At 54.1% G+C, this 25,495-nt stretch carries 24 protein-coding genes, 1 riboswitch and 1 other annotated feature; of the genes, 15 read left to right on the forward strand and 9 right to left on the reverse strand.

Annotated features, from left to right (window positions below; all coding sequences use genetic code 11):
* Nucleotides 1-131 precede the first annotated feature (131 nt).
* The 3 genes from GS3922_RS01980 to GS3922_RS01990 all read left to right on the forward strand — a co-directional run bounded on the left by GS3922_RS01980 (nucleotide 132) and on the right by GS3922_RS01990 (nucleotide 2,415).
* The gene (locus tag GS3922_RS01980) at nucleotides 132-920 is read left to right on the forward strand and encodes an alpha/beta hydrolase family protein (RefSeq protein ID WP_063164942.1); all 789 of its coding nucleotides are present in this window, start codon (nucleotides 132-134) and stop codon (nucleotides 918-920) included.
* Nucleotides 921-988: 68 nt separating this feature from the next.
* Nucleotides 989-1,231 carry a DUF2584 domain-containing protein gene (locus tag GS3922_RS01985; RefSeq protein WP_033009830.1) on the forward strand — a complete coding sequence of 81 codons (243 nt, stop codon included), beginning with the start codon at nucleotides 989-991 and terminating at the stop codon, nucleotides 1,229-1,231.
* Nucleotides 1,232-1,464: 233 nt separating this feature from the next.
* A complete protein-coding gene (locus GS3922_RS01990) occupies nucleotides 1,465-2,415 on the forward strand; it encodes an Rpn family recombination-promoting nuclease/putative transposase (RefSeq protein ID WP_063164943.1) in 951 nt (316 codons plus the stop codon).
* Between the two features lie 272 nt (nucleotides 2,416-2,687).
* Here the strand turns inward: GS3922_RS01990 and GS3922_RS01995 are convergent, their stop codons facing one another.
* Together GS3922_RS01995 and GS3922_RS02000 are read right to left on the reverse strand one after the other, a co-directional pair.
* On the reverse strand, nucleotides 2,688-3,935 hold the full coding sequence (locus GS3922_RS01995) for an MFS transporter (protein WP_063164944.1): 1,248 nt from the start codon (nucleotides 3,933-3,935) through the stop codon (nucleotides 2,688-2,690).
* Nucleotides 3,936-4,309: 374 nt separating this feature from the next.
* The gene (locus GS3922_RS02000; protein ID WP_063164945.1) at nucleotides 4,310-5,968 is read right to left on the reverse strand and encodes an IS1634 family transposase; all 1,659 of its coding nucleotides are present in this window, start codon (nucleotides 5,966-5,968) and stop codon (nucleotides 4,310-4,312) included.
* A 49-nt stretch (nucleotides 5,969-6,017) separates the two neighbouring features.
* On the opposite strand from GS3922_RS02000, the gene GS3922_RS17530 reads away from it, so the two are divergent.
* Nucleotides 6,018-6,293, forward strand: a complete 276-nt coding sequence (locus tag GS3922_RS17530; protein WP_063164946.1) for a hypothetical protein — start codon at nucleotides 6,018-6,020, stop codon at nucleotides 6,291-6,293.
* Nucleotides 6,294-6,486: 193 nt separating this feature from the next.
* Here GS3922_RS17530 and pckA read toward each other — a convergent pair whose 3' ends face one another.
* Nucleotides 6,487-8,073: a phosphoenolpyruvate carboxykinase (ATP) gene (pckA, locus tag GS3922_RS02010; RefSeq protein ID WP_063164947.1), complete on the reverse strand. Its 1,587-nt coding sequence runs from the start codon at nucleotides 8,071-8,073 to the stop codon at nucleotides 6,487-6,489.
* A gap of 185 nt (nucleotides 8,074-8,258) precedes the next feature.
* Nucleotides 8,259-8,373: riboswitch (SAM riboswitch) on the forward strand.
* 121 nt (nucleotides 8,374-8,494) lie between these two features.
* Between pckA and metK the strand changes: the two genes are divergently transcribed.
* On the forward strand, nucleotides 8,495-9,709 hold the full coding sequence (gene metK, locus GS3922_RS02015) for a methionine adenosyltransferase (RefSeq protein WP_063164948.1): 1,215 nt from the start codon (nucleotides 8,495-8,497) through the stop codon (nucleotides 9,707-9,709).
* Between the two features lie 187 nt (nucleotides 9,710-9,896).
* On the opposite strand, the gene GS3922_RS02020 is transcribed toward metK, so the two are convergent.
* Nucleotides 9,897-10,427, reverse strand: a complete 531-nt coding sequence (locus GS3922_RS02020; RefSeq protein ID WP_063164949.1) for a gamma carbonic anhydrase — start codon at nucleotides 10,425-10,427, stop codon at nucleotides 9,897-9,899.
* A gap of 172 nt (nucleotides 10,428-10,599) precedes the next feature.
* Here GS3922_RS02020 and GS3922_RS02025 point away from each other — a divergent pair, with 172 nt between their 5' ends.
* Nucleotides 10,600-11,682 carry a tetraprenyl-beta-curcumene synthase family protein gene (locus GS3922_RS02025; RefSeq protein ID WP_063164950.1) on the forward strand — a complete coding sequence of 361 codons (1,083 nt, stop codon included), beginning with the start codon at nucleotides 10,600-10,602 and terminating at the stop codon, nucleotides 11,680-11,682.
* A gap of 12 nt (nucleotides 11,683-11,694) precedes the next feature.
* Here the strand turns inward: GS3922_RS02025 and mnmM are convergent, their stop codons facing one another.
* Complete coding sequence (mnmM, locus tag GS3922_RS02030; RefSeq protein ID WP_063164951.1) at nucleotides 11,695-12,306, reverse strand: tRNA 5-(aminomethyl)-2-thiouridylate-methyltransferase MnmM; 612 nt, start codon at nucleotides 12,304-12,306, stop codon at nucleotides 11,695-11,697.
* On the reverse strand, nucleotides 12,303-13,262 hold the full coding sequence (mnmL, locus tag GS3922_RS02035) for a tRNA modification radical SAM protein MnmL/YtqA (protein WP_063164952.1): 960 nt from the start codon (nucleotides 13,260-13,262) through the stop codon (nucleotides 12,303-12,305). Before mnmL ends, mnmM begins: the two co-directional genes overlap by 4 nt.
* Before the next feature lie 157 nt (nucleotides 13,263-13,419).
* Here mnmL and GS3922_RS02040 point away from each other — a divergent pair, with 157 nt between their 5' ends.
* From GS3922_RS02040 to GS3922_RS02065, 6 genes are all read left to right on the forward strand, one after another.
* Nucleotides 13,420-13,683, forward strand: coding sequence for a YtzC family protein (locus tag GS3922_RS02040; protein WP_063164953.1), 264 nt, complete (start codon nucleotides 13,420-13,422; stop codon nucleotides 13,681-13,683).
* Between the two features lie 88 nt (nucleotides 13,684-13,771).
* Complete coding sequence (locus GS3922_RS02045) at nucleotides 13,772-13,936, forward strand: hypothetical protein (protein WP_063164954.1); 165 nt, start codon at nucleotides 13,772-13,774, stop codon at nucleotides 13,934-13,936.
* A gap of 131 nt (nucleotides 13,937-14,067) precedes the next feature.
* The gene (locus GS3922_RS02050) at nucleotides 14,068-15,267 is read left to right on the forward strand and encodes an MDR family MFS transporter (protein ID WP_063164955.1); all 1,200 of its coding nucleotides are present in this window, start codon (nucleotides 14,068-14,070) and stop codon (nucleotides 15,265-15,267) included.
* Between the two features lie 75 nt (nucleotides 15,268-15,342).
* Nucleotides 15,343-15,566: a binding site (T-box leader), on the forward strand.
* Between the two features lie 76 nt (nucleotides 15,567-15,642).
* Nucleotides 15,643-18,060 (forward strand): leucine--tRNA ligase, encoded by a 2,418-nt coding sequence (gene leuS / locus GS3922_RS02055; protein WP_063164956.1) that lies wholly within the window; start codon nucleotides 15,643-15,645, stop codon nucleotides 18,058-18,060.
* 63 nt (nucleotides 18,061-18,123) lie between these two features.
* A complete protein-coding gene (locus GS3922_RS02060) occupies nucleotides 18,124-18,438 on the forward strand; it encodes a rhodanese-like domain-containing protein (RefSeq protein WP_063164957.1) in 315 nt (104 codons plus the stop codon).
* Nucleotides 18,439-18,880: 442 nt separating this feature from the next.
* On the forward strand, nucleotides 18,881-19,060 hold the full coding sequence (locus GS3922_RS02065) for a sporulation protein Cse60 (RefSeq protein WP_008880941.1): 180 nt from the start codon (nucleotides 18,881-18,883) through the stop codon (nucleotides 19,058-19,060).
* Nucleotides 19,061-19,257: 197 nt separating this feature from the next.
* Here GS3922_RS02065 and GS3922_RS02070 read toward each other — a convergent pair whose 3' ends face one another.
* On the reverse strand, nucleotides 19,258-20,565 hold the full coding sequence (locus tag GS3922_RS02070) for a BaiN/RdsA family NAD(P)/FAD-dependent oxidoreductase (RefSeq protein ID WP_063164958.1): 1,308 nt from the start codon (nucleotides 20,563-20,565) through the stop codon (nucleotides 19,258-19,260).
* Between the two features lie 114 nt (nucleotides 20,566-20,679).
* Here GS3922_RS02070 and GS3922_RS02075 point away from each other — a divergent pair, with 114 nt between their 5' ends.
* Nucleotides 20,680-22,308, forward strand: a complete 1,629-nt coding sequence (locus GS3922_RS02075) for a putative polysaccharide biosynthesis protein (RefSeq protein WP_063164959.1) — start codon at nucleotides 20,680-20,682, stop codon at nucleotides 22,306-22,308.
* Nucleotides 22,309-22,421: 113 nt separating this feature from the next.
* Here the strand turns inward: GS3922_RS02075 and GS3922_RS02080 are convergent, their stop codons facing one another.
* The gene (locus GS3922_RS02080; protein ID WP_063164960.1) at nucleotides 22,422-22,634 is read right to left on the reverse strand and encodes a hypothetical protein; all 213 of its coding nucleotides are present in this window, start codon (nucleotides 22,632-22,634) and stop codon (nucleotides 22,422-22,424) included.
* A gap of 105 nt (nucleotides 22,635-22,739) precedes the next feature.
* Between GS3922_RS02080 and GS3922_RS02085 the strand changes: the two genes are divergently transcribed.
* Nucleotides 22,740-23,480 carry a pseudouridine synthase gene (locus tag GS3922_RS02085; RefSeq protein ID WP_063164961.1) on the forward strand — a complete coding sequence of 247 codons (741 nt, stop codon included), beginning with the start codon at nucleotides 22,740-22,742 and terminating at the stop codon, nucleotides 23,478-23,480.
* A 100-nt stretch (nucleotides 23,481-23,580) separates the two neighbouring features.
* Here GS3922_RS02085 and GS3922_RS02090 read toward each other — a convergent pair whose 3' ends face one another.
* Nucleotides 23,581-23,802: a DeoR family transcriptional regulator gene (locus GS3922_RS02090; RefSeq protein WP_008880936.1), complete on the reverse strand. Its 222-nt coding sequence runs from the start codon at nucleotides 23,800-23,802 to the stop codon at nucleotides 23,581-23,583.
* A 245-nt stretch (nucleotides 23,803-24,047) separates the two neighbouring features.
* Between GS3922_RS02090 and pepV the strand changes: the two genes are divergently transcribed.
* Nucleotides 24,048-25,460: a dipeptidase PepV gene (gene pepV, locus GS3922_RS02095; RefSeq protein ID WP_172796404.1), complete on the forward strand. Its 1,413-nt coding sequence runs from the start codon at nucleotides 24,048-24,050 to the stop codon at nucleotides 25,458-25,460.
* Nucleotides 25,461-25,495: the final 35 nt, after the last annotated feature.

Here is a 25,495-nt window from a genome sequence, read left to right on the forward strand (position 1 = left end):
TCTTCCAAGGGGCGGCATGCAAGAGCGGCGAGGCAGTCGGACATCTCCACTTGCCCTAATGAAAGAAGGCATTGGGGGATGATGACGGGTGGTTCGCATCATCTAGTTTCGCGTAGGAAGGAGGCGGGCGTATGGACGGGGACATCATCGACCAATACCGGTTTCCGTCGCCGCACCCGGGCATCGAGGTGTTCGTTGTCACCTATATGTCCCAAGGGCTGAAGGTGAAAGGGTTTTTCGCGGCGCCGAAAGGAAACGGCGTGTACGACGGGTTTTTATATTTGCGTGGCGGGATCAAAAACGTCGGGCAGGTGCGAGTGCCGCGCCTCATCGAGTTCGCGTCGCGCGGATTTGCCGTCTTCGCCCCGCTTTACCGCGGCAACGGAGGCGGGGAAGGGAACGAAGATTTCGCCGGCGACGATCGCTATGACGCATTTGCCGGGTTTGAGCTTCTTCGCCGCCACCCGCTCGTCCACCCGGGGCGCGTCCATCTGTTCGGCTTCTCGCGCGGCGGGGCGATGGCGCTTCATGCCGCCATGCTCGCTGAACGGGTTTGTTCCGTCGCGGTTTGGGGCGGCGTGACGGATGTAGCGCTAACATACTGGGAACGTCCGGATTTGCGGCGGATGATGAAGCGCGTCATCGGCGGGACGCCGAACAAATGCCCAGAGCGCTACCGGCACCGCACGCCGCTCTATCATCTGGAACGGCTCAAGGCCCCGGTGCTCATCATCCACGGCGGACGTGATGAGAACGTATCGATTGAGCACGCTTGGCGGCTGGAACGGCGGTTGAAGCAGCTCGGCAAACCGGTCACGGCTTGGTACTTCCCCACGTTCACCCACTATTTTCCGCCGCCAGCCAACCGCAAGACGGTGCAAAGGCTTACACAATGGATGAAACAACAGCCGACGGTGTGATACGATACGAGTAGAAAGGCGGCGCGGCCGCCAACGAATCGATGGGCAGCCAAGGAGGTTGAAATCATATGGGCATGCCGATGGAAGTGCAGACGGTCATTGTGACCAAAGGGAAGGAACAGCGCGTTCAAGGAAATGTGTTTGTGCTGGAAAAAGACGGATACCGCTTGTATCCGCTCGACGTGCCGCTTGAAGTGCGCCGGACCGTACAAAGCGAAGCGAGCGGCATCGCGGTCGTGAAAAAGCTCGAGTGGGAAGACAACCGGACGACGGTGACGTACGAGCTCGTCAGCCTGTATTCGACGAATTGAATGCGGGAGACCGCGGAGCCGCACCGAATGGGGCGGCCGACTAAGTGGGGAATGGGAGCGCAAACGGAAGAACGGTTTGCGCTCCCTGTTTTGGAAGCGAGGGAAAACTAGGCCGCTTGCCCCGATTCCGGCCGTAACAGCGAAACGGATGAAAAAGTTCGGGGAAAAGCAGGAGTTGGGCCGGAAGAAAGCGAATAGGATGCAATGAATTTGATATCGCAAGGAGGGAAAACGTGGCCAAACAGCGAATCGATCACGACCGGTTGTTCAAGGAGCTGCTGTCGACGTTTTTCGAAGACTTTTTGCTTCTTTTCTTTCCTGACGTGTACGAGCACATCGACGTTCACCATCTCTCTTTCCTCTCCGAAGAGCTGTTCACCGACGTGACAGCCGGGGAGAAGCACCGCGTCGACTTGTTGGTCGAAACAAAGGTAAAAGGGGAAGACGGGCTCGTCATCGTTCACGTCGAACATCAAAGCTATAAGCAGCGGACGTTCCCCGAGCGAATGTTCCTCTACTTCAGCCGCTTGTTTCAAAAACACCGCCGCCGCATCCTCCCGATTGCCATCTTCAGCTACGACGAACGCCACGACGAACCTTCCTCATTGATGATTCAATTTCCATTTTTGACGGTTCTTGACTTCCGCTTTCTGACGGTGGAACTGCACAAACTGCCGTGGCGCGAGTACATCCGCCGTGACAATCCGGTTGCCGCCGCCTTGTTAAGCAAAATGGGGTATAATGAAAGCGAGAAGGTGGAAGTGAAAAAGGAGTTTTTGCGCATGCTCGTCCGCCTCGAGCTCGATGAGGCGAAACAGCGGCTGTTGTTTGGGTTTTTTGAAACGTATTTGCGGTTGTCCGAAGCGGAGGAAATCCAACTGCGAAACGAGGTGAGCCAAATGGAGACGAAGGAAGCGAAACAAGTGATGGAGCTCATCATCTCATACGAACAGCGGGGAATCGAGAAAGGCATTCAACAAGGAGTCAAACAAGGAATCGAACAAGGGTTGAAACAAGGAATAAAGCAAGGGATGAAGCAAGGGATTGAACAGGGACGTCAAAAAGGGATCGAGGAAGGGAAAATCGACGTCGCGAAGAAAATGTTGGCGAAAGGGTACGATGTCGACACGATCCACGAGCTGACCGGGCTGCCGGCGGAAAAGATTGAACAGCTGAAGAAGTAAACCCGCCTTCGCATTGTCGTCGACCTCCAATCGTGCAAAAATCCCGGGGGATCGACGACAATCATTTTATGCGTTCGAACCTTACGGCCATCGAGGGTAAAGTCTATTGACAGAATTTGTCGGCGACGTTCATCGTCCCGATTGGCGTTTTGATTCTAATGTTGAAAAGGCAGGGGCGCAAACAATCCTTCGGTTTGCACTCTGCCATATGATGAAGCAAGACTGATTCCTTTGCTTTGTTCTGAAATAAAGTGATCATTTACAGAGGGAGCTCACAAAATAGTTCCCGTGATTTCTCCTTTTTGGTTCTCCTTATAACTCCAGATTTTCCGCTGACGATAACTGATCCAGCCGCTGATCAAAAAGCAGCAAACAGACAAATAAAATGAAAAACGAATCCCGTAAACATCGGCGATAAAGCTCATTAACAATGTGGAAATTCCGAATGTTACGGAACTAATGACTCCCTGCACGGCAAAAACATGAGGCAGAGCGTCCATCCGGGCATTTTTTTGAAGAATCGTCTGAAGACAGATCAGCTTCCATTGTTCGATGATCCCGTACAGGGCGGAATACAGAAGCGCCAGCGCACCGTGCGTCGTTGTGCCAAATAACAGTGTGACAATAGCGATACAAAACGGGCCAAACAATACAAAAAATTGCTGGTTTTTTTCAACCGATTGACTAAACTTAACGCTTAACAATCCCCCTATCACCATGCCGCCAAAGAAAACAGAGTTAATATATCCCCACCATTCCTCTCCTACATGTAATTGTTCTTTCACATACATATAAAGGATGGCCGAAATCCAGACCCCATTTCCGATTCCTTCAAAAAATGACATGAAGCTAATCGATTTAGCGTGCACATTTCTCCAAGTGTATTCCCATCCTAGACTGATCGAAAGGAGAAAGTTCTTTAGGCCTTTGCCTTGAGCCGTCTTCTTCTTTGTATGTTCTTGTATATGCAACAGAAACATGAGAATGCTTGAGACGACATAGAACAATAAGGTGATATTGATTAAAAGGAACGGCGACCCTACACTGACAATCAAACTCCCAATCGGCCATGCGCTAAGTTTGATGAATTGGTCTAACGTGTTTACAAAACTGTTGGCTTTCAAGATTTCCTCCTTGGAAACGATAAAAGGAACGAGGGAGTTTTTAATCGGATTATTGATCCCATCTAAAAAAGCGATCAATGATACAAAAACATAAACGATCGCAGTGTAATGTTCCGCACCCCATTGCAAAAACAGCGAGAGAAAAAGCAGCAGAAATGTTTTACACATTTGTCCGTAGGACAATAACGTTTTTAGTTTATATTTTTCGAAAAATATCGGTGCGACGATTCCGCTAATAAATAACGACAATGTAACGAAAAAAGGGACTAATGCGGCAGCCATGGCTTTCGATGTCAAATGATATAGGTAAGAGACAACGGAAACAATGTAGAACACATCTCCGAAATTCGCGAAAGATTGTCCGATCCAAAGGAAATGAAATGTTTTATTTTTCATGACCTCAATCCTCTCTTTGATCATCGAAACGACTGGTGATGGAATAGTCAAAATGAACCAAAAATCAGATCTTCAGTCTTTGATGAAACTGGCTTTTTGCCACGCCCCAAAACGATGGAGCGAAGGAAAACGGGTTGATTTTCAACAATCTGCTAAAGGTAAATGGATATACTGAAGCAATGGAAGCCTCCCCCTTATTCTGTTTAGAGTATCTTGAAAATCAAAAGGCCTTTAGACAGAGCATATCTCACATTTCGCACCCTAACAAGGTCAAAACAAAGGATTTTTTATTTAGTTTTTCAGAATAACTTTTTGACCAACACGACGAGCGATGGCTATCCTTTTTTTACCATCGCTGGTCGTTCCGTATGACGTTACACGTAAATGCTCTCATCCAGCCCCAACCCCTGCAGAATCCTTCGTTGTTCAGGGGTGAGGGAGCGATCCAGTGAGCGTTGGATGCGTCCATCCGGCAGCTCCAGGAGGACGACGTTCACATATTGAAACAGCTGGAAAATCGCCTGCCCCGTCGGTCGGGTCAGCTTGCGGCCTCCGGCGCCCTTTAATGGGTGTTCGGGTGTGATGAACTGGCGCACCCGGCGCTGAAAGACGCGGTAAATGGCCAAGGCCAAGAGAAACAAATAGCCCAATACCGCAACTCGTTCTGGCTTTTTGACATAGATCTCATCCGTGAAAAAAGGGTCTTTCAAAAAAGCGAAGTTCATTTCCACCGAGATCTGCCCTTTATATAGCTTCAAGATCTCTTGGGCATCCATTTGTTGGCCCTTCCATTCCTCCGGAACGGTCGTGACGAGGACAAACCGGGACGCTTTCCGTCTTGCCTGTTCCCACGCGTTTTGGTCGAATTCGACGTCAAGGCGCAAGAGATACCGCGTCTCCATCTCGGGTTCCGCCCCTTTTTTCGGCCGTCCGCGCCGTTTTTTCGGGCGTACGATCTCTTCGACCGCGGCCTTGACCTGATGAAACCGTGGGCGAAGGGACGTCTTGAGGGACGCCAAGGCTTGTTCAGCGTCTTCCCGGCACGAGAAAGGGTGGCGCTCCCAATGGGCTTGTTCCTCGCGAAGAAGCTCCGCTTCTTTGGTTCGTTCTTTTTCGAGCGTCTTTCCTTTTCGCTGGTCGAGCGCACTCGATTCGACGACGATCAGCCGAACGGGGTGGCCTTCATAGGTGGAGGATGTTTCCCATACCCGGTACGTGGCGCCGTTTCTCTCCGCCAGCGTAAAGGGGTCGCTCCACGGGATGTGGGCCGAATCGGCCTCCGCGAATGCCCGTTTGACGATGCGGAGCGACGAAGGGCCTCGGGTGATCAAAAAGGCGTTGGCCGCTTTGGTTTGCGCCAGAGTGTCTTTTGTCATCGCGGCGGAATCGGCCACATAAATCCATTCGTCTTCCATCTTGGCTTGTTTGAGCTGTTCGTGGACACGGGACAGCACCTCCGGATTCCACGTTTTGTCAGGCAGGTTGCCGTCGTGCACATCGCCGTAAAACGGGATGCCGTCCTCGTTGCCGACCAGTCCGAAGCCGATCTGTTTTTGCCAACGATGATGGCGGTTATAGCCATGTGTGATCTGCAAAGCCTCTAATGAGGCCGATTCATACGCGCCGTAAACCGTCTTGTCCGTCGTATCGGCGTGAAAGGCTCGGAGGGAAAGGCCTTCTTTGCGATAAATGTGAATCAAGCAAGTGCTGATCACCTTGTGAATATCGGCCTCATACAAGCGGTCGAGATGACGAGCCAAGGCATCGTCGTTCAACCAGGAAGGATGGAGACCGGGACGGATGAGTTTCTCTAGATCGATCTCCTGAGCCCATCGTTCCACGTGAACGAGGGCTTGCCGGCCGTCAAACAGATTGTAGATGATGGCCTGAACGGCATCGCTGACTCGAGTCTGGCACTGTGGATCAACGGGAACGAGATGGTCAATCAATTGGGGCAGGCCCAGTTTCTTGAATAGGGCACTTATTATATTCAAATAATAATTGCGATAGACCTTTTTGACTTGAACGTTCATGAGAGAAAAACTCCTTCACTTTCCTTGTATGTCAAGGATTCATTCGACGATGGACACAAAAAATCCTCCCGATTTTCGTTGGGAGGGTGCGAAATGTGAGGCATATCATGCTGCTGGAGTTTCTATAGGAATTATGCATCTTGATCACTTGTTTAATGATACTAAAAATTGTGATAAGTATATGAATGATTTGCGGAAAACAGTTGAAGAAATAGAGGCAAGAACACAATTCTTGGGGGAACAGGGAGTAAAAACTTTAGAAATCATGCGCAAGTTCATTAATCATCCATCTTTTGATGACATTACGTATTCCTTACAGAACTAATGGCCATTGCGACAAATGAAAACACAGAAGCCCATTGCGTTTGATCGAGTCCGGTTGTTTTGAGGTTGTTTGAGGCGAATGAAACGGATCGACGTACAGAAATGCTTAAGGATTCAGTGTCGGAGTCCAAAGCAAAGGAAAGAAATAAAAAACAGCCGGACAGGGAACGGTTCCCTGTCCGGCTGGGTTCTTGTTAAACGAGCGGTCCGCCGAGTTTTTCGATGGACGGATCGATGTGGGCGAATTTTTGGAAGTTGGCGCGGAATTTTTCCGCCAGCTCTTTCGCCTTTTGTTCGTACGCTTGTTTGTCGGCCCATGTGTTTTGCGGGCGCAAGACGTCGTCCGGCACGCCGGGGACGTGCGCCGGGATGGCGAGGCCGAAGATCGGGTCTTGCACGGTTTCGACGTTGTCAAGCTCTCCTTCGACGGCGGCTTGCACCATCGCGCGGGTGTAGGCGAGCTTCATGCGGCTGCCGACGCCGTACGGCCCTCCTGTCCAACCGGTGTTGACCAAAAAGACGCGGACGTTGTGCTCAGCGATTTTTTGTCCGAGCATTTCCGCGTACTCGACGGCCGGGCGCGGCAAAAACGGCGCGCCAAAGCACGTCGAGAACGTCGCTTCCGGTTCGGTGACGCCGCGTTCCGTGCCGGCGAGTTTGCTTGTGTAGCCGCTTAAGAAATGGTACATCGCCTGTTCGCGCGTCAGTTTGCTGATCGGCGGCAGGACGCCGAACGCATCGGCCGTCAGGAACACGATCGTGGACGGGTGGCCGGCGACGCTTGGGTCGACGATGTTTTTGATCGCTTGAAGCGGGTAGGCGGCGCGCGTGTTTTCCGTCAGCGTGCCGTCATCGTAATCCGGCACTCGCGTCGCGTCGTTGAGAATGACATTTTCGAGCACGGCGCCAAAGCCGATGGCGTCAAAAATTTGCGGCTCTTTCTCGCGCGATAAGTTGATGCATTTCGCATAGCAGCCGCCTTCGATATTGAAAATGCCGCGGCTCGACCAGCCGTGTTCGTCATCGCCGATCAAGCGGCGGTTCGGGTCGGTCGAGAGCGTCGTTTTCCCGGTTCCCGACAAGCCGAAGAAGAGGGCGACGTCGCCTTCCTGGCCGACGTTGGCCGAGCAGTGCATCGGCAGGATGCCTTGTTCCGGCAGCAAATAGTTCATCACCGAGAAGATCGATTTTTTCATTTCACCGGCGTATTCCGTCCCGCCGATTAGGACAACGCGGCGTTCAAAGGAAATGATGATGAACGCTTCCGAGCGCGTGCCGTCCACAGCCGGGTCCGCCTTAAAGTTCGGCGCGCAAATGACGGTAAATTGCGGCTCATGTGCGGCGAGCTCTTCAGCGCTCGGCCGGATGAACAGCTGATGGACGAACAAGTTGTGCCAAGCGAATTCGTTGACGACTTGAATCGGCAGCCGGGATTTCGGATCGGCGCCGGCAAAGCCTTTAAAGACGAACAGTTCCTCTTTCCTCATTAAATAATCGAGCACTTTATCATACAGTTTTTCAAATGTTTCCGGCGCCATCGGCTGGTTGACCGTTCCCCAATCAACGGTCTGTTTCGTCGACGGTTCTTCCACGATATATTTGTCTTTCGGCGACCGTCCGGTATATTTGCCGGTCGTGACGGCGACGGCTCCGGTGTGCGTCAGCCGTCCTTCGTGTCGTTGCAGCACTTTTTCGACGAGCTCAGCGACGGACAATTGGTGATGTACGTACGGTTTTTGCAGCAGCAAAGAAAGCTTATTTGTCATGTTTGCGATCCCCATGTTCACAACCTGCCTTCTTTTTGTAATCACTCTTGAAAATAGTATAACACATTTTTATTAATAGTCCATACTAATTGTGTAGGTTTTTTTGAACTTATTTTGCCTATTTTTCAGATAATAAAAAATTCATTTCTGCGGTTGACTTTGCTTATTCCATTGCGATAAGATAAGTCATTGAACGGATACTCTTATCCCGAGCCGGTGGAGGGACAGGCCCGATGAAACCCAGCAACCGTCACAATTTTACATATGTGAAATGGTGCTAACCTGTGGCAAGGCGTGGTCCTTGAACGATAAGAGTGAAAGGAAGCAATCCGATTGCAATGACCTTTCCTCACCGTGACAGGAAAGGTTTTTTTATATTGCGAAGGGAAACGAGTTCCGTATCGCCACATTACGTCAAGAGGAGGAAATGAGCCGAATGTCAGCCAAACGCCGCTTGTTTACTTCAGAATCTGTAACCGAAGGACATCCGGATAAAATTTGTGACCAAATTTCCGATGCCATTTTGGATGCCATTTTGGAAAAAGATCCGAACGCCCGCGTCGCTTGTGAAACGAGCGTGACAACAGGTCTCGTGCTTGTCAGCGGGGAAATTACGACGTCGACGTACGTCGATATTCCGCGCATCGTCCGCGATACGGTTCGCGAGATCGGCTATACGCGCGCAAAATACGGATTTGACGCCGATACGTGCGCCGTGCTGACGTCGATTGACGAGCAGTCGCCGGATATCGCGATGGGGGTTGACCGGGCGCTCGAGGCGCGCGAAGGTCAGATGACCGACGAGGAAATTGAAGCGATCGGTGCCGGCGACCAAGGGCTTATGTTTGGGTTTGCCTGCAATGAAACAGAAGAGTTGATGCCGCTCCCGATTTCGCTTGCCCACCGTTTAGCGCGCCGTTTGGCCGAAGTGCGCAAAACGGACGTGTTGCCGTATTTGCGTCCGGACGGCAAAACGCAAGTGACGATCGAATACGATGAAAACGGCAAACCGGTGCGCGTCGACACGATTGTCATTTCGACGCAGCATCATCCGGAAATTGAGCAAGATCAAATCGAACGCGATATGAAAGAACACGTCATCAAACCGGTGGTTCCAGCGGAGTTGTTGGATGAGAACACGAACTATTTCATCAACCCGACCGGCCGGTTCGTCATCGGCGGTCCGCAAGGGGACGCTGGGCTGACAGGGCGGAAAATCATCGTTGACACGTACGGCGGTTACGCCCGCCATGGCGGCGGTGCGTTCTCGGGCAAAGACCCGACGAAAGTTGACCGCTCGGCAGCATATGCGGCCCGTTATGTGGCGAAAAACATTGTCGCGGCCGGGCTTGCTGATAAGTGCGAAGTGCAGCTCGCCTACGCCATCGGTGTCGCCCGTCCGGTTTCGATTTCGATCGATACGTTCGGCACCGGCAACGTGTCGGAAGACATTTTGATTGAAGTCGTGCGCAACAACTTCGACCTTCGTCCGGCCGGCATCATCAAAATGCTTGACCTGCGCCGTCCGATTTACAAACAAACGGCGGCTTACGGCCATTTCGGACGCACGGACGTCGATTTGCCGTGGGAACGCACCGATAAAGCGGCTGTGCTGAAAGAGCAAGCGTTGGCGTTAGCGAACGGACAATAACGAAAAAAGAGGGGGTGATCGGCAATCGCCGGCCGTCCCCTCTTTTTCTTTTTGGCTTGCTTTCGCATTGGTTGGTCAGGCGAGCATGACGGCATGGCAACGACTGCGTGATTGACGTGTTTCTCGGCTGTTGGTTCGTCATCGGCCGCCAAGGGCGATGGGAAACGCCCGACATTCCAGCCGCTCGTTACGGCTCGATGGGCCGCTGCTGCCGGAGCGCTTTGTAATATTGCCCTTTTTCCACGTATTCGCGGCGGATGCGTTCCATTTCACGGAAATCGTCTTCGGTCAGCTCGCGGACGACTTTCGCCGGCCGGCCGAGGGCGAGCACGTTCGGCGGGATTTTTTTGCCGGGCGGCACTAAGCTGCCGGCGCCGATAAACGCGCCTTCGCCGATTTCCGCGCCATCGAGGATGATCGATCCCATGCCGATCAAGGCGTTTTTGCGAACGATGGCGCTATGCAAAATGACTTGATGGCCGACGGTCACGCCGTCTTCAATGATGAGCGGATTGTTTGGACTTTGATGCAAAATTGAGTTATCTTGAATATTGACCCGGTTGCCGATGATTGTCGGCGCCACGTCGCCGCGGATGACGGTGTGAAACCAGATGCTCGTCTCCTCGCCGATCGTGACATCGCCGGTGATCGTCACATAATCGGCGATAAAGGCGGACGGGGCAATGTGCGGCGTCTTTCCTTTGTATGGATAAATCATCGCTTTCGTTCCTTTCTTTATGCAAAATCGTCTGTCTATTTGTATTTTACAAAGTTGTCCGCCGTTCGTAAACAACAGGAAGCGGACTGCAGCCAAACCGGTTTGTCCAAGCTGCATGGATGGCAATACTAGAAGAGAAAAGAGCAAGGTTTTTGCGCCCGAGGTGAGCCCATTGAAAATTCCGACACATCCGATTGCGTTAATGAAAATGGTCTATCGCGACGTGTTTCCCATTGTCCACCGCGAGCTTGCCTATTGGCAGCGGCAGGCGGAGCAAATCCCTGACCCGGAACTGCGGCGTCAAGCGTTGGCGAGCATTGCGTCGAAAACGTTCCATTGTGAAGGCGGTGCAATTTTGGCACTTTTGGCGGGGGAACAATTAGAAGCGTGCATCCGCTTTATCGTCGCGTACCAGACGATTAGCGACTACTTAGATAACTTGTGCGACCGGAGCACCTCACTGGATCCGCTCGATTTTCGCGCCTTGCACGACTCGATGCCGGATGCTTTGACGCTCGGGGCGGAGCCGTCGAACTATTACCGCCATCGCCGCGAGCAGGAAGACGGCGGCTATTTGCCGGCGCTCGTGCGCACGTGCCAAGAGGTGCTCAAGACCGTGCGCCATTACGAAACGATCGTTCCATTTTTGCATGAACTGGCCGGATATTATTGCGATTTGCAAGTACATAAACACGTCGATACAAAAGAGCGCGTGCCGCGGCTGGAACGGTGGTTTGCCCAATACAAAGACGCCTTGCCGCCGATGGAATGGTACGAGTTTTCCGCCTGTTCCGGCTCGACGCTCGGCATTTTTTGCCTTGTGGCGTATGCGTTTGGCGAGTCGCTGCCGCCGGAGATGGCAAAACAAGTGCGCGACGGTTATTTTCCGTACATTCAAGGGCTGCACATTTTGCTTGATTATTTGATCGATCAAGAAGAAGACCGCGAAGGCGGCGATTTGAACTTTTGTTTTTACTATCCGAATGAAACGGTGCTGCTCGAACGGCTTTGCCACTTTATTGAGGAAGCGGACCGCCATGTCGGCGAACTGCCCCATGGCGAGTTTCACCGTTTGATTCACCGCGGCTTGCTTGGGCTGTATTTGTCGGATGACAAGGTGAAAAAGCAGCGCGGCTTGCGCCGGTTGGCGCGTCAGCTCGTCCGCGCCGGCGGGGCGGCGTCGCAGTTTTTCTATTGGAACGGAAAAGCGTATCGTTTTTGGCAAGAGAAACAAAAACGGCTGTCTTTCTCGTAAAGACAGCCGTTTTTATTTGGGGGCGGATCGGGGAAAAGGAGCGATCTCCGCCTGTCGCTTTTCGAGCGCAAGAATAAACGGCGGGTCGTTGCGCCGATTGAGGAATTCGTATTTTAGCACATGGACGTGTTGCTGGTCGAGCGAACGCACGTAATCAAGCAGCGCGTCGCGCTCGATTTTTCCTTCCGGGTGGCCGTGGTAAACGACAAGAACGATGACACCGCCCGGCTTCATGACGGAAAGAAGCTGTTCGACCGCCTGAATCGTCGATTCCGGTTTGGTGACGATTTGTTTATCGCCGCCCGGCAAATAGCCGAGGTTGAACACGGCGCCGGCAATGCGGCCATGAACATCACAGGGAAGCGCTGTGAGCAGTTCGCTATGGCTTTGTTGGAATAACGTGACCCGGCCGTGCAGCCCGCGTTCAGCAAGGCGGGCCGCCGCCGCCGCGATCGCTTCCGCTTGAATGTCAAAGCCAAACACATGCCCGCGATCGCCGACGCGTTCGGCAAGATAGACGGTGTCATGGCCGTTGCCGACCGTCGCGTCGATGGCAAGGTCGCCTTCAGTGACCGCGCCGGCAAGCAAAAAGCGGGCAAACGGCAAAATGTTCATCAATGTCATCGGGCCGCCACCTCTTGTTTGTATCGTTTTCCTTGATAGCTGTTGCGCCGCTCAAGCTCGGCGTCAATGGCGTTTAATACTTCCCATTTATTGGCGCTCCACATCGGCCCGATGAGCAAGTCGATCGGCCCATCGCCGGTGATGCGATGCACGACCATCTCCGGCGGCAGCACTTCAAGCTGGTCGCATACAAGGCGGACGTATTCGTCAAACGACAAAAACGTAACAAGCCCTTTTTCGTATTGTTTCACCATCGGTGTTCCTTTTAATAAATGAAGCGAATGGATTTTGATGCCTTGCACATCCATGGCGGCGACCGTTTGGGCCGTTTCCATCATCATGTCGTACGTCTCTAGCGGCAGGCCGTTAATGAGATGAACACAGACGCGGATGCCGTGCCGGCGCAATTTTTGGACGCCGTCGACAAAACAGTGGAAATCATGCGCCCGGTTGATCAGTTGCGCCGTCCGCTCATGGATCGTTTGCAAACCGAGCTCGACCCATAAATACGTCCGTTCGTTCAATTCGGCCAAATAATCGACGACTTCATCCGGCAGGCAGTCAGGGCGCGTGGCGATCGACAGACCGACGACGCCGTCAAGGCCGAGCACGGTTTCGTATTTTTCGCGCAGCACCTCGACTGGGGCGTGCGTGTTCGTGAACGCTTGAAAGTACGCCAAATAGTTGCCGTCTTTCCACTTTTGGTGCATTTTCTCCCGGATCGTATGAAATTGGGTCACTAAATCATCGGCCCGGTTGCCGGCAAAATCGCCTGACCCGGCGGCGCTGCAAAACGTGCAGCCGCCGTATGCCACCGTCCCGTCGCGGTTTGGGCAGTCAAAGCCGCCATCGAGCGCGACTTTAAACACTTTATGTCCGAACGTCTGGCGCAAATGGTAGTTCCACGTATGATACCGTTTATGGTCATTGGTATACGGAAACGGGTTTGCGTGCATGAATACCGCTTCCCTCCTTGCTTTGAAAAATGCCGTCATCCTTGCATTGTACCATGGATGGCGGCAAAAAGCGATCGCTGCCAATCATTGACGTGATACGGATGACGACAGCGGCGCATAGTAAACATGAGGGAACATTACGAAAAGGGGTGAACGCATGGCGACAAGACAATCGGTCGAAGAGTTTTTGCAGCGGTGTGAAGATGTGATCCGCTTTGCGAAAGAACAATATACCGAAGCGCAAAAGCAAGAGCATTACAACCTCACCGAATATACGAACGCCCAGCAAATGCTCGAGCAAACGGTCAACGACTTGGCGCACTTGGCGTTAAGCTGCAACGCCCAGCAGCGTGAGCAGCTGCACCGGATGCGGCTTCAGCTTGAGCAGCTGCAAAACGAAATGATCTTGCTTGACCGCTAAAGACAGCGGCAAGTGAAAGCCCCGCCATTCACACCGGCCAGAAGGAAGGCAAAGAAACGGCGGGGAAACAGAAGTGAGGAGGGACGACATGAAGCGGCGCCTGAAACAAACGAACCCGGAACAAAAAACGCGCAACGGCCGAAACAATAACGATCTTGAACTGGGCCAAGATTTCGATCCGGTCAAACTGGCGAAAAAGCAGTACGAACAAACGGGCGGACAGCCGATCCGCTCCAAACAGCGCAACGGGTGAGGTACGTTAAACAACGAGGGGGCATCCTGCTGCCCTCGTTGTTTATTATGACGTTTTTGATTGCTTTTTTCTCCTTTCCCCCCTACAATTAGTTTGGGAACCGAAAGAAATGAAGCAAAGGATGATGACCGATGCCCCGTGCGCTTTGGTGGCTGCTTGTCGGTATGGCGCTTAATGTGACAGGGGGGTCTTTTTTATGGCCGCTCAATACGATTTATTTGCACGAACAGCTTGGCCAGCCGCTTGCGGTGGCGGGCGCGGTGCTGATGCTCAACTCCGGCGGCAGCGTCGTCGGCAGCATAGTCGGCGGTGTTTTGTTTGACCGGATCGGCGGGTTTCGCTCCCTCCTTGCCGGGGCCTGTTTGACGATGGCGGCCTCGGCCGGCTTGAGCGTTTGGCACGGCTGGCCGCATTATGCGATGTTTTTGGCGCTGCTTGGCATCGGCAGCGGCATCGTTTTTCCGGTGGCATCGGCGTATGCGGGCGCGATTTGGCCGGAAGGGGGACGGCGGGCGTTCAACGCCTTGTATGTGGCGCAAAACGTCGGGGTCGCCATCGGTTCGGCGCTCGGCGGGCTTGTCGCCTCCTATTCCTTTTCGTTCGTGTTTTTCGCCAATCTGTTGCTCTATGTCGCGTTTTTGGTGATCGTCACGGCCGGCTTGCGGCGCATCCCGCTTTTGCCCGCACCGAGAACGAAACGATCCCGAGAAGTGGAAAAACCGCCATCCCGCGCCGTCGGGTGGGCGCTCGCTCTCCTTTGCGGCGGCTATGGGTTGTGCTGGGTGAGCTATGTGCAATGGTCGACGACGATCGCCGTTTATACCCGGGAACTTCATTTGCCGGTCCATCAATACAGCTTGCTTTGGACGATCAACGGCGCGTTGATCGTCTTGGCGCAGCCGGTGCTGTCGCGGGTGATCCGCCGCTTCATGCCGGGGATGAAGCGGCAAATGGTGATCGGGTTTGCCATTTTCGCCGTTTCGTTTGCCATGCTGTTTGACGCCGATTCGCTCGGTGAGTTTGCCGCTTCGATGGTGGTCCTCACCATCGCCGAGATGATCGTCTGGCCGGCGATTCCGGCAGTCGTGAGCGGGCTCGCGCCGCAAGGGAAGGCCGGATTTTACCAAGGAATCGTCAACGGCACGGCTACGGCCGGACGGATGATCGGGCCGGTCATCGGCGGGTGGGCGGCTGACACCTTAGGCATGAAGCCGCTCATCGGGCTGCTCGTCGCGTTTGCGTTGTTGGCGGTTGCCGCGGCGCTGTTGTACGACCGCTGGCTGCCAAAGCCGACAGAGAAGACCGGGAAAAAAACAGCAGCGACGATATAGGTTTCGGCTTGCAATCGATCGACAAATTTTTTAAAATAATAATTAAATTTGTCATTTCGGACGCAAAGAAACGTGCGAATAACGGTGAAGAGGAGCAGTAGCGGGCCTGGCGGACGGCAGAGAGTTGACGGCTGGTGCGAGTCAACCGAAGCGGGCTCGTGAACTCGCCTCGGAGTTGCCGGCGCGAACAGCGCTGCTTACTAACGCCGGCCGTGAATCCGCGTTAAGGAACAAAGCGGGTGCGCCATAGGCGCGCCAAAAAGGGTGGTACCGCGGGAAGTGTGCCTCTCGTCCCTTTTCATGGGGATGGGGGGTTTTTTTATACATATTTCCGTCAATGATGCAAATGCAGAAACCGATAGGAGGAGTATGACGATGAGTTTCAACCATCGCGAAATCGAGAAAAAATGGCAAAATTATTGGGAAGAGCAGAAGACGTTCCGCACCCCGGATGAAAGCGACAAACCGAAGTTTTACGTGTTGGATATGTTTCCGTATCCGTCCGGCGCCGGCTTGCACGTCGGCCATCCGGAAGGGTATACGGCGACTGACATTTTGGCGCGCATGAAGCGGATGCAAGGGTACAACGTCCTTCACCCGATGGGCTGGGACGCGTTCGGGCTGCCGGCCGAGCAATATGCGCTTGATACCGGCAACGACCCGGCCGAGTTTACGCAAAAAAACATCGACAATTTCCGCCGGCAAATTAAGTCGCTTGGTTTTTCGTATGATTGGGATCGGGAAATTAACACGACCGACCCGAACTATTACAAATGGACGCAATGGATTTTCTTGAAGCTGTACGAAAAAGGGCTTGCGTATATAGATGAGGTGCCGGTCAACTGGTGTCCGGCGCTCGGCACGGTGCTGGCAAACGAGGAAGTCATCAACGGCCGCAGCGAGCGCGGCGGGCATCCGGTCATCCGCAAGCCGATGCGGCAATGGATGCTGAAAATTACGGCTTATGCCGACCGGCTGCTCGAAGATTTAGAAGAGCTCGACTGGCCGGAAAGCATCAAGGAGATGCAGCGCAACTGGATCGGCCGCTCGGAAGGGGCGGAAATCGAGTTTGCTGTCGACGGCCATGACGAGTCGTTCACGGTGTTTACGACGCGGCCGGATACGCTGTTTGGCGCAACGTACACGGTGCTGGCGCCGGAGCATCCGCTCGTTGAGAAAATTACAACGCCGGAGCAAAAACAAGCCGTTGACGCCTACTTGAAGGAAGTGCAAAGCAAAAGCGACCTCGAGCGCACCGACTTGGCGAAAGAAAAGACGGGCGTATTCACCGGTGCGTACGCCGTTCATCCAGTGACCGGCGCTCGGCTTCCGATTTGGATCGCCGACTACGTGTTGATGGGCTACGGCACGGGGGCGATCATGGCCGTCCCGGCGCACGATGAGCGCGACTATGAGTTCGCGAAAACATTCAACTTGCCGATCAAAGAAGTCGTGGCCGGCGGGAATGTCGAAAACGAGCCGTACACCGGCGACGGGGAGCACATCCACTCCGAGTTTTTGAACGGCTTGAACAAACAAGAAGCGATCGAAAAAATGATCGCGTGGCTTGAAGAGCATGGAAAAGGGCGGAAAAAAGTGTCGTACCGGCTGCGCGACTGGCTGTTCAGCCGTCAGCGCTACTGGGGCGAGCCGATTCCGGTCATCCATTGGGAAGACGGAACGATGACGACCGTGCCGGAGGAAGAATTGCCGCTTGTCCTGCCGAAAACGGATGAAATCCGTCCGTCGGGAACGGGCGAATCGCCGCTTGCCAACATCGAAGAATGGGTCAACGTCGTCGACCCGAAAACGGGCAAAAAAGGGCGGCGTGAGACGAACACGATGCCGCAATGGGCGGGAAGCTGCTGGTATTATTTGCGCTACATCGATCCGCATAACGACAAACAGCTCGCCGATCCGGAAAAATTGAAACAATGGCTGCCGGTTGACGTCTACATCGGCGGGGCAGAGCATGCGGTGTTGCACTTGCTGTACGCCCGCTTCTGGCATAAAGTGCTGTACGACCTTGGCATCGTGCCGACGAAAGAGCCGTTCCAAAAGCTGTTTAACCAAGGGATGATTTTAGGCGAAAACAACGAAAAAATGAGCAAATCAAAAGGCAACGTCGTCAATCCGGACGATATCGTCGAAAGCCATGGCGCCGATACGCTCCGGTTGTACGAAATGTTCATGGGGCCGCTTGAAGCGTCGATCGCCTGGTCGACGAAAGGGCTTGACGGAGCGCGCCGGTTTTTGGACCGCGTCTGGCGTCTGTTTGTCACTGAAAATGGCGAACTGAACCCGAACATCGTCGACGAGCCGGCGAACGACCAGCTTGAGCGCGTCTATCATCAAACGGTGAAAAAAGTGACGGAAGACTACGAAGCCTTGCGCTTCAACACCGCCATCTCACAGCTGATGGTGTTCATTAACGAAGCGTATAAAGCCGAGCAGATGAAAAAAGAATATATGGAAGGGTTCGTCAAGCTTTTATCGCCGGTTTGCCCGCATATCGGCGAAGAGCTGTGGCAAAAGCTTGGCCACACGGACACGATCGCTTATGAATCGTGGCCGGCGTATGACGAAGCAAAACTGGTCGAAGACGTCGTGGAAATCGTCGTCCAAATCAACGGCAAAGTGCGGGCGAAGCTCAACGTGCCGGCTGACTTATCGAAAGAGGCGCTCGAAGAACGGGCGCTTGCCGATGAAAAAATCAAAGAGCAGCTTCAAGGCAAAACGGTGCGCAAAGTGATCGCCGTCCCCGGCAAGCTCGTCAATATCGTTGCCAACTAACAAGACGGGCGGGACGGCGGGTCCGCCGCCCCCCTCTTATACGGATGAAAGGAGCGAACTTGGATGGAAGAAATCAAAGAGATCACTCCGGCCGAGGTGAAGGAAAAGCTTGAACGCGGTGAAAAGCTGAACATTGTCGATGTGCGCGAAGACGAGGAAGTCGCCTTCGGCATGATTCCGGGCGCCAAACATATCAAAATGGGTGACATCCCGAACCGGTTGGATGAACTCGATAAAAACGAAGAATACATTTTCGTCTGCCGCTCCGGGCGGCGGAGCGAAAACGTCTGCCATTACTTGCAGGAGCTCGGCTACCGCGTCCGCAACATGACCGGCGGCATGCTCGAGTGGGAAGGGGAAACGGTGCCGAAGCAATAATGGTCCCGCCTTCACCCGGTTATGATGACCGTCCGCCTTCCACTCAGCATTCGCCCACGGGGTCGGGGTGAAAGAAGCGGCGAAAGACGAGCATCCGCCGCCGACCGTGATCGCTCTTTAACCCGCTGCCCGATGGAAGTAGGGCGGATGGGGCTGACCCAAAAGGTCGTCTGCCTTTAAGATAGGAGCAACATATAGTGTGTCAGAAACAATCAGCACGTATATATAGCGGCGAAAGGGGGGCCTAATCCTTTTTGGCCCCCTCAATTAGCGACGCGTTCATTCCATCGTGAGAGACACGGCCTCAAGGAAGGGTTCGGCGCGCGTGTCATCGTGAGAACAAGGGGGTCCCGCTTCATATGGGACACCCTCGTTTTTTGTTTTTTCAGGCAGGACTTTCCCTCCCCATGTGGAAAACAGAAAAGAAAACAGGAGGAGCGGCATGTATAAAGTGAAAGTGTTTGACAAAGAACATGAGAAAGATTTAGAAGCGGCCGTCAACGATTTTCTAGCCCGCCTGAAAGACGGGCAGCTGATTGATGTCAAATACAGCGTGGCGGCGATGGAGTCAGAAGGCGAGCAAATTTATTGCTTTTCCGCCATGGTCATTTACCGGACGTAATGGGCCGGGCCGCCCCGGTTGCAGGTGTGGAGCCGGAACGCCGAGTTGTTTGTAAGAGGCTTGGCGGTCCGCTTTTTGCCGGCCGTTGTCCGCTTCATCGGCGGGAAAGCGGCTGCGCCTCGTTTGGCATGCTGTCAATCAGCTGTCTGCGCCGATGATTCCCGTCATTCGTCGAAAACCCGTCTATCTCGACACTGTCAATCGGCTGTCTGCGCCGATGATTCGCTTCGGCTGCTTTTCGCCTCTAACGCATAGCGGGCGGCATTCATGCCGGCGAGCCGCCCGGTCACCAAGGCGGCGGTGATGTTGTAGCCGCCCGTATAGCCGTGGATGTCCAAAATTTCGCCGCAAAAATAGAGCCCAGCCATGCATTTGGACGCCATCGTTTTCGGTTCAATTTCTTTCACAGACACCCCGCCCCCGGTCACGAACGCTTTTTCGATGGGCAGCGTGCCGTGGACGCGAAACGTAAACTGTTTGCAGCAGCGGACAAACGCCCGCAATGCCTCATGGCTTACCGTGCCGGCGGCCGCTTGCGGGTCGATGCCGCTTCGCTCGAGCAAAAAGGCGGCGTACCGCTCCGGCAGCACCGTTTTGGCGATGGTTTTCACCGCTTTTTTCGGCTCTTCTTTGCATAATTTGGCCAGGCGTTGAAACAGTTCTTCTTGCGTGACGTCCGGCAGCGCATCGATGCTCATGGCGACGGCGCCGTCGGCGGCGTTTTTCAGCGCTTTCACAACAAACTGGCTGCAGCGGAGAGCAGCCGGGCCGGAGATGCCGAAATGGGTAAACAGCATGTCCATCCGGTGGGTGATGATCGGTTTGCCGTTCGGCTTTAAGACGCCAAGCGCCACATCGCGCAGCGACAGCCCTTGCAGCGTCCGGTTTTGGATGAACGGCTCGTTCGATACGATCGGCACTTCGGTCGGAAACAGCTCGGTCACCGTATGGCCGGCTTTTTTTGCCCAAGGATAGCCGTCGCCCGTCGAGCCGGTTTGCGGCACCGATTTGCCGCCGACCGCGACGACGACAGCGTTGGCGGCGATCGTCTCCCCGCTTTTTAGCTTGACGCCGACCGTTTTTCCGCGCTCATACCAAACATCCTCAACCGGCGTTTCAAGCCGGATATCGACCTTAAGCCGGCCGAGTTCGTTCACGAGCGCCTCGACGACGGATTGAGCGCTGTCGCTTTTTGGAAACATGCGGCCGTGGTCTTCTTCCTTCAGCGGCACGCCAAGCCGTTCAAAAAAGCGAATGATGTCTTCGTTGTTAAATACGGAAAAGGCGCTGTATAAAAAGCGGCCGTTGCCGGGAATGTGGCGGACGATTTCATCGATCGGCAGCCGGTTTGTGACATTGCAGCGCCCGCCGCCGGAGATGGCGAGCTTGCGCCCGAGCTTTGTCCCTTTTTCCAACAGCAGCACGCTTGCTCCTTGTTCCCCAGCAGCGATCGCCGCCATGAGTCCAGACGGGCCGCCGCCGATGACGATGACGTCATATCCCATATGCATTCCACCCTTTCGTTGTCCGCAACCAGACAATGTTTTTCGTTCCGTTGCCAACTATGATAAAATAGGAATGTTGCCATTTTCAACGTCCACGGTTAGGGAAGGGATCGTATGTCAACATCGAAACTGCTGCGCGGCACATTTATTTTAACCGCTGGCGTGATGATTTCCCGTCTTCTCGGCTTATTTTACGTCATTCCGTTTTACCATCTTGTCGGCGAGCGCGGCGGGGCGCTGTACGGATACGGCTATGTGCCGTACCAAATTTTTTTAAGTTTAGCAACGGCTGGGCTGCCGGTCGCTGTATCGAAATTTGTGTCAAAATACAATGCCCTTGAGGAATACCGCGTCGGCTATACGCTCTTTCGCTCCGGCCTCGTGCTCATGTTGGCGAGCGGCGTCGCTTCATGGCTCATTTTGTACGGGCTGGCGCCTGTTTTGGCCCCGCATGTCATCGATGCGGAAACAAACGTCAACTCGGTGGATGACGTCGTTGCCGTCATTCGCGCCGTCAGTTTTGCGCTCATCATCGTGCCGATGATGAGCTTGATCCGCGGCTTTTTCCAGGGGCATGAGTCGATGGGGCCGACAGCGCTGTCGCAAGTCGTCGAGCAAATCGTGCGCATTGTCTTTTTGCTTGGGGCTTGTTATGTCATTTTGCGCATTTGGGACGGCTCGATCGTCACCGCGGTGAGCGCAGCGACGTTTGCCGCGTTTGTCGGCGCCGTCGGCGGGCTGTTGGTGCTTGTTGTGTATTGGTGGAAGCGGCGTCCGTATTTGCGTTCTTTGCTCGAGCGCGACCGCGGCGAAGTGAGCGTGTCGCTCCCGGCGATGTATAAGGAGCTGCTCCTTTCTTCGATTCCGTTCGTCTTTGTCGGTTTGTCGATGTCGCTTTATCAGCTCATCGACCAGTTTACGTTCAACCATGCGATGGCCGCCGCCGGGTTGGGAAACATATCGGAACACGCGTATTCGGTGTTCAATATGTGGGCGCAAAAGCTCGTCATCATCCCGGTGACGCTGGCAACCTCGTTCAGCTTGGCGCTCATTCCGACGATCACGAAAGCGCATGTCGAACAAAACCGGAAGGCGCTGCGGCAATATTTGAACCAGACGTTCCAAGTGCTCATGTTTTTAACGATGCCGGCGGTGATCGGCATGGCGGTGCTCGCCGGCCCGATGTACAGCTCGTTTTACAGCTATGACCCGCTCGGTGAACAAGTGCTGCGCTGGTACGCTCCGGCAGCGATTTTGTACGCATTATTTTCCGTGACGGCCGCGATCATGCAAGGCATTAACCAGCAGCGGTTTACAGTGATCAGTTTAGCTGCCGGCTTGCTGGTGAAACTGTCGCTGAACACGCGGCTCATTATGGAATGGGAGACGGTTGGCGCCATCGTCGCGACGATGGCCGGGTATTTCGTTTCAGTGGCGTTCAACTTATGGGTGATTCAACGGTACACCCGTTACCGCTACCGCTTTGTCCTTCGCCGGACGGTGTTTATGGCCATTTTGACGGCGTTGATGTCATTGGCGGTGATGGCGGTTTCGGCGTTGGTCGGGCGGTGGATCGACTATCGCGATGGCACGGTGGAGTCGGTGTTGGTTGCCGCGATTGGCGCAGCGGCTGGCGCGGCGGTGTACTTGTTTCTCAGCATTCGCTCCGGGCTGTTTTCCGCGCTATTTGGCGACCGGTTTGCTTTTTGGCGGCGCAAGAAAGAGAAAAAGGCCGTGTCATAAACCTTGTTGGTCGGTTTTTTGGTTTTGCCGCCGCCTCTTTGGCAGCTGCGGATTGGTTGCCGAAAAGAGAAGAAGGCGGTCTTGCCACCCGCCTTCTTTCTTTACTGATCCGTTTACGAGAGGCCAAGCCGGCGCTCGATGCGGTCGAGGCGGCTGTCCACCCGGTCGAGCCGCCGGTCGAGCCGTTCGACAGCCCGCTCGAGCCGTTCGATGCGGCGCGCCCAGTTGGCAAACTGCCCGCCGGGATACCCAGGCCAGAATTGGCCGGCTGGCGGCTGTTGACGGTAATCGTCAAACGTCGGGACATAATAGTAATACTCGTTCATCGGCATATCTCCTTTCTGCATGATTCCCTCATAGTGTATGGTGAGGAGGCAAAAGCGGACTAGATAAACGCCCAAGTATGGGGAAGATTTTAGGAGGGATTTTTCGTGGAACTGCGCATTGACAAGCTCCTCGCCCATATGGGGTACGGGACGAGGAAGGAAGTGAAAAAGCTGCTGAAGTCCGGCGCGGTGAAAGTGGATGGCGCTGCTGTCCATGATGCGAAAACGAAAGTGCGGCCGGACGAACAGACGGTGACCGTCTGGGGAGAAACGGTCGAGTACAAACCGTTCATTTATTTGATGATGAACAAGCCGCCGGGCGTCATCTCGGCGACGGAAGACGCCGTGGAAGAGACGGTCGTCGATTTGCTTGAAGAGGAAGACCGGCTGTTTGCCCCGTTTCCGGTCGGGCGGCTCGACAAAGACACGGAAGGGCTTCTGCTGCTGACGAACGACGGACAGCTCGCCCATCAGCTGCTGGCGCCGAAAAAACATGTGCCAAAAACGTACTTTGCCGTCATTGACGGCGAGGTGACGGGTGACGATGTGGCGGCGTTCCGGCGCGGCGTTGTGCTCGATGACGGTTATGAAACGAAGCCGGCCGAGCTCGTTGTGCTGAAATCCGGCCGGCGTTCCGATGTCGAAGTGACGATTACGGAAGGGAAATTTCATCAGGTGAAACGGATGTTTCAAGCGGTCGGCAAGCGGGTCGTTTATTTGAAGCGGGTGCAAATGGGGCCGCTTTCCCTCGATCCGAATTTGGCGGCCGGCGAATATCGGGAATTGACCGATGAAGAGATTGAGAGGCTGAAGCAATATCGGGCGGACGAAAAAAAAGGAACCTGAGGAGGTTCCTTTTTTATAGAAAAGTAAGGAATGTTCGTTCGTTAGGAAAAGACGTTCCGCATCCATCTCTCATCCCGTTTTGCCTTGTTGGCACCGGTTTTTAAGAAGAGATACGCACTTTTTTGTTCGTGGTCGTCCATTTGCCCTTGCTCGGGCTGCGAACGAGATCGTTGTACATAAGCACGTTTAAGTCACGCTGGATCGTTCGTGGGGTGGTGCCGAACTCATCAACAAGTTCTTGGGTCGTAACCGTTCCTTTTTCGCTAATATACATATACACGGATTTGATGCGAGTAAGCATCCGGTGTGTTGAAGGTTTCAAAAGACCACTCCCTATCTTAGCATCATTCGCATGGCACAACCGACAGCTTGCAGATGAGAGATGTCTTTATCTGTTTACTACCATTGTACACGAAATGGCCGGGAAAATGCTACCCGTTTGCCCTTATTCACGAAAAATTTAAACTTTTTGTAGCGAAAATGAAACGAAGTTGTGACAGACGAAAAATTTTGACTTCCCTTTTTCAATGTGATACGTTGGCAACAAAGAGCAAAAAGAAAGGAAGAATAACGTTGAACATCAACTGGATCGAGGAGGCGCGGAAGCGGAAAGACGAGTTCGTCCGCGAGGTGCAAGCGCTTGTCCGCATTCCGAGCGTCCGCGATGATGGCGGGGCGCGGCCGGGGGCGCCGTTTGGGCCGAAGGTGGCGGAAGCGCTCGATTACATGTTAACTCGCGGTCAAGAAGAAGGATTTCGCATTAAAAACGTCGACGGCTATGCCGGGCATATCGAAATGGGAGAAGGAGAGCAGCTGGTCGGCGTGCTCGGTCATATTGACGTCGTGCCGGCCGGGGACGGGTGGTCCGTTGATCCGTTTGCGGCCGAAGTCAAGGACGGCCGCCTTTACGGGCGCGGAGCGATCGATGATAAAGGGCCGACTGTCGCCGCGTTTTACGCGATGAAAATCGTAAAAGAACTCGGGCTGCCGCTTGGCAAACGGGTGCGGCTCATCATCGGAGGTGATGAGGAAAGCGATTGGCGCTGTGTCGGCCATTATTTCAAGCATGAAGAGATGCCGGATGTCGGGTTTGTTCCCGATGCCGATTTTCCGATTATTTACGCAGAAAAAGGGATCATTGATGCCGATTTGCGCTATCGCCCCGCGGGAAGCGAAGAAACGGGGGAAATGACGCTCCGTTCATTTCAAGCCGGCCGCCGCTACAATATGGTGCCCGATGCGGCCGAAGCCGTCGTCGAAGGAGCCGGGCTCGAGGGATGGTTTAGCCGTTATGAGCAGTTTTGCCGGGAATGCGGATTAAACGGAAACATTCGCCATAGCGGTGAAGCGGTGACGCTGACGCTAGAAGGGGTGTCCGCCCATGGCGCCGAGCCGGAGCGCGGCGAAAATGCCGGCGTCTACTTGGCGCAATTTTTAGCGGGCCTTCCGCTGGATGGACGCAGCCAGCCGTTTGTCCGGTTTGTGGCATCCGCGTTTTTTGGCGACACGCGCGGCCAAAAACTCCACCTTGCGTATCGGGATGAGCCGAGCGGCGAGCTGACGGTGAATGTCGGCGTGCTGTCATACGATCGTGAGCAAGGCGGAACCATCGGGCTCAACATCCGCTATCCGGTGACGGCTGACGGCGAAACGATCCGCCAAACGTTAGCCGGCGTTGCTGCCCGGCGCGGCCTCACGCTCGGACGCTTCCATGATACGAAACCGCATTACGTCGATCCAAATCATGAATGGATTCGCACGCTTCAACGCGTCTATGAAGAACAAACCGGCGAGCCGGGCCGGCTGTTGGCCATCGGCGGCGGTACGTATGCCCGCGCGCTCAAAGCCGGGGTGGCGTTCGGCGCGTTGTTTCCGGGCCGTCCTGATGTCGCCCATCAGAAAGATGAATATGCCGAGATCGACGATTTAGTGAAGGCGGTCGCCATTTACGCTCAGGCGATCTACGAGCTGGCCAAATAAACCGCTGCTTAAGAAGGCTGGTGAAAAACAGCGGT

This window comes from Geobacillus subterraneus, from assembly GCF_001618685.1.
GTDB lineage: Bacteria > Bacillota > Bacilli > Bacillales > Anoxybacillaceae > Geobacillus > Geobacillus subterraneus.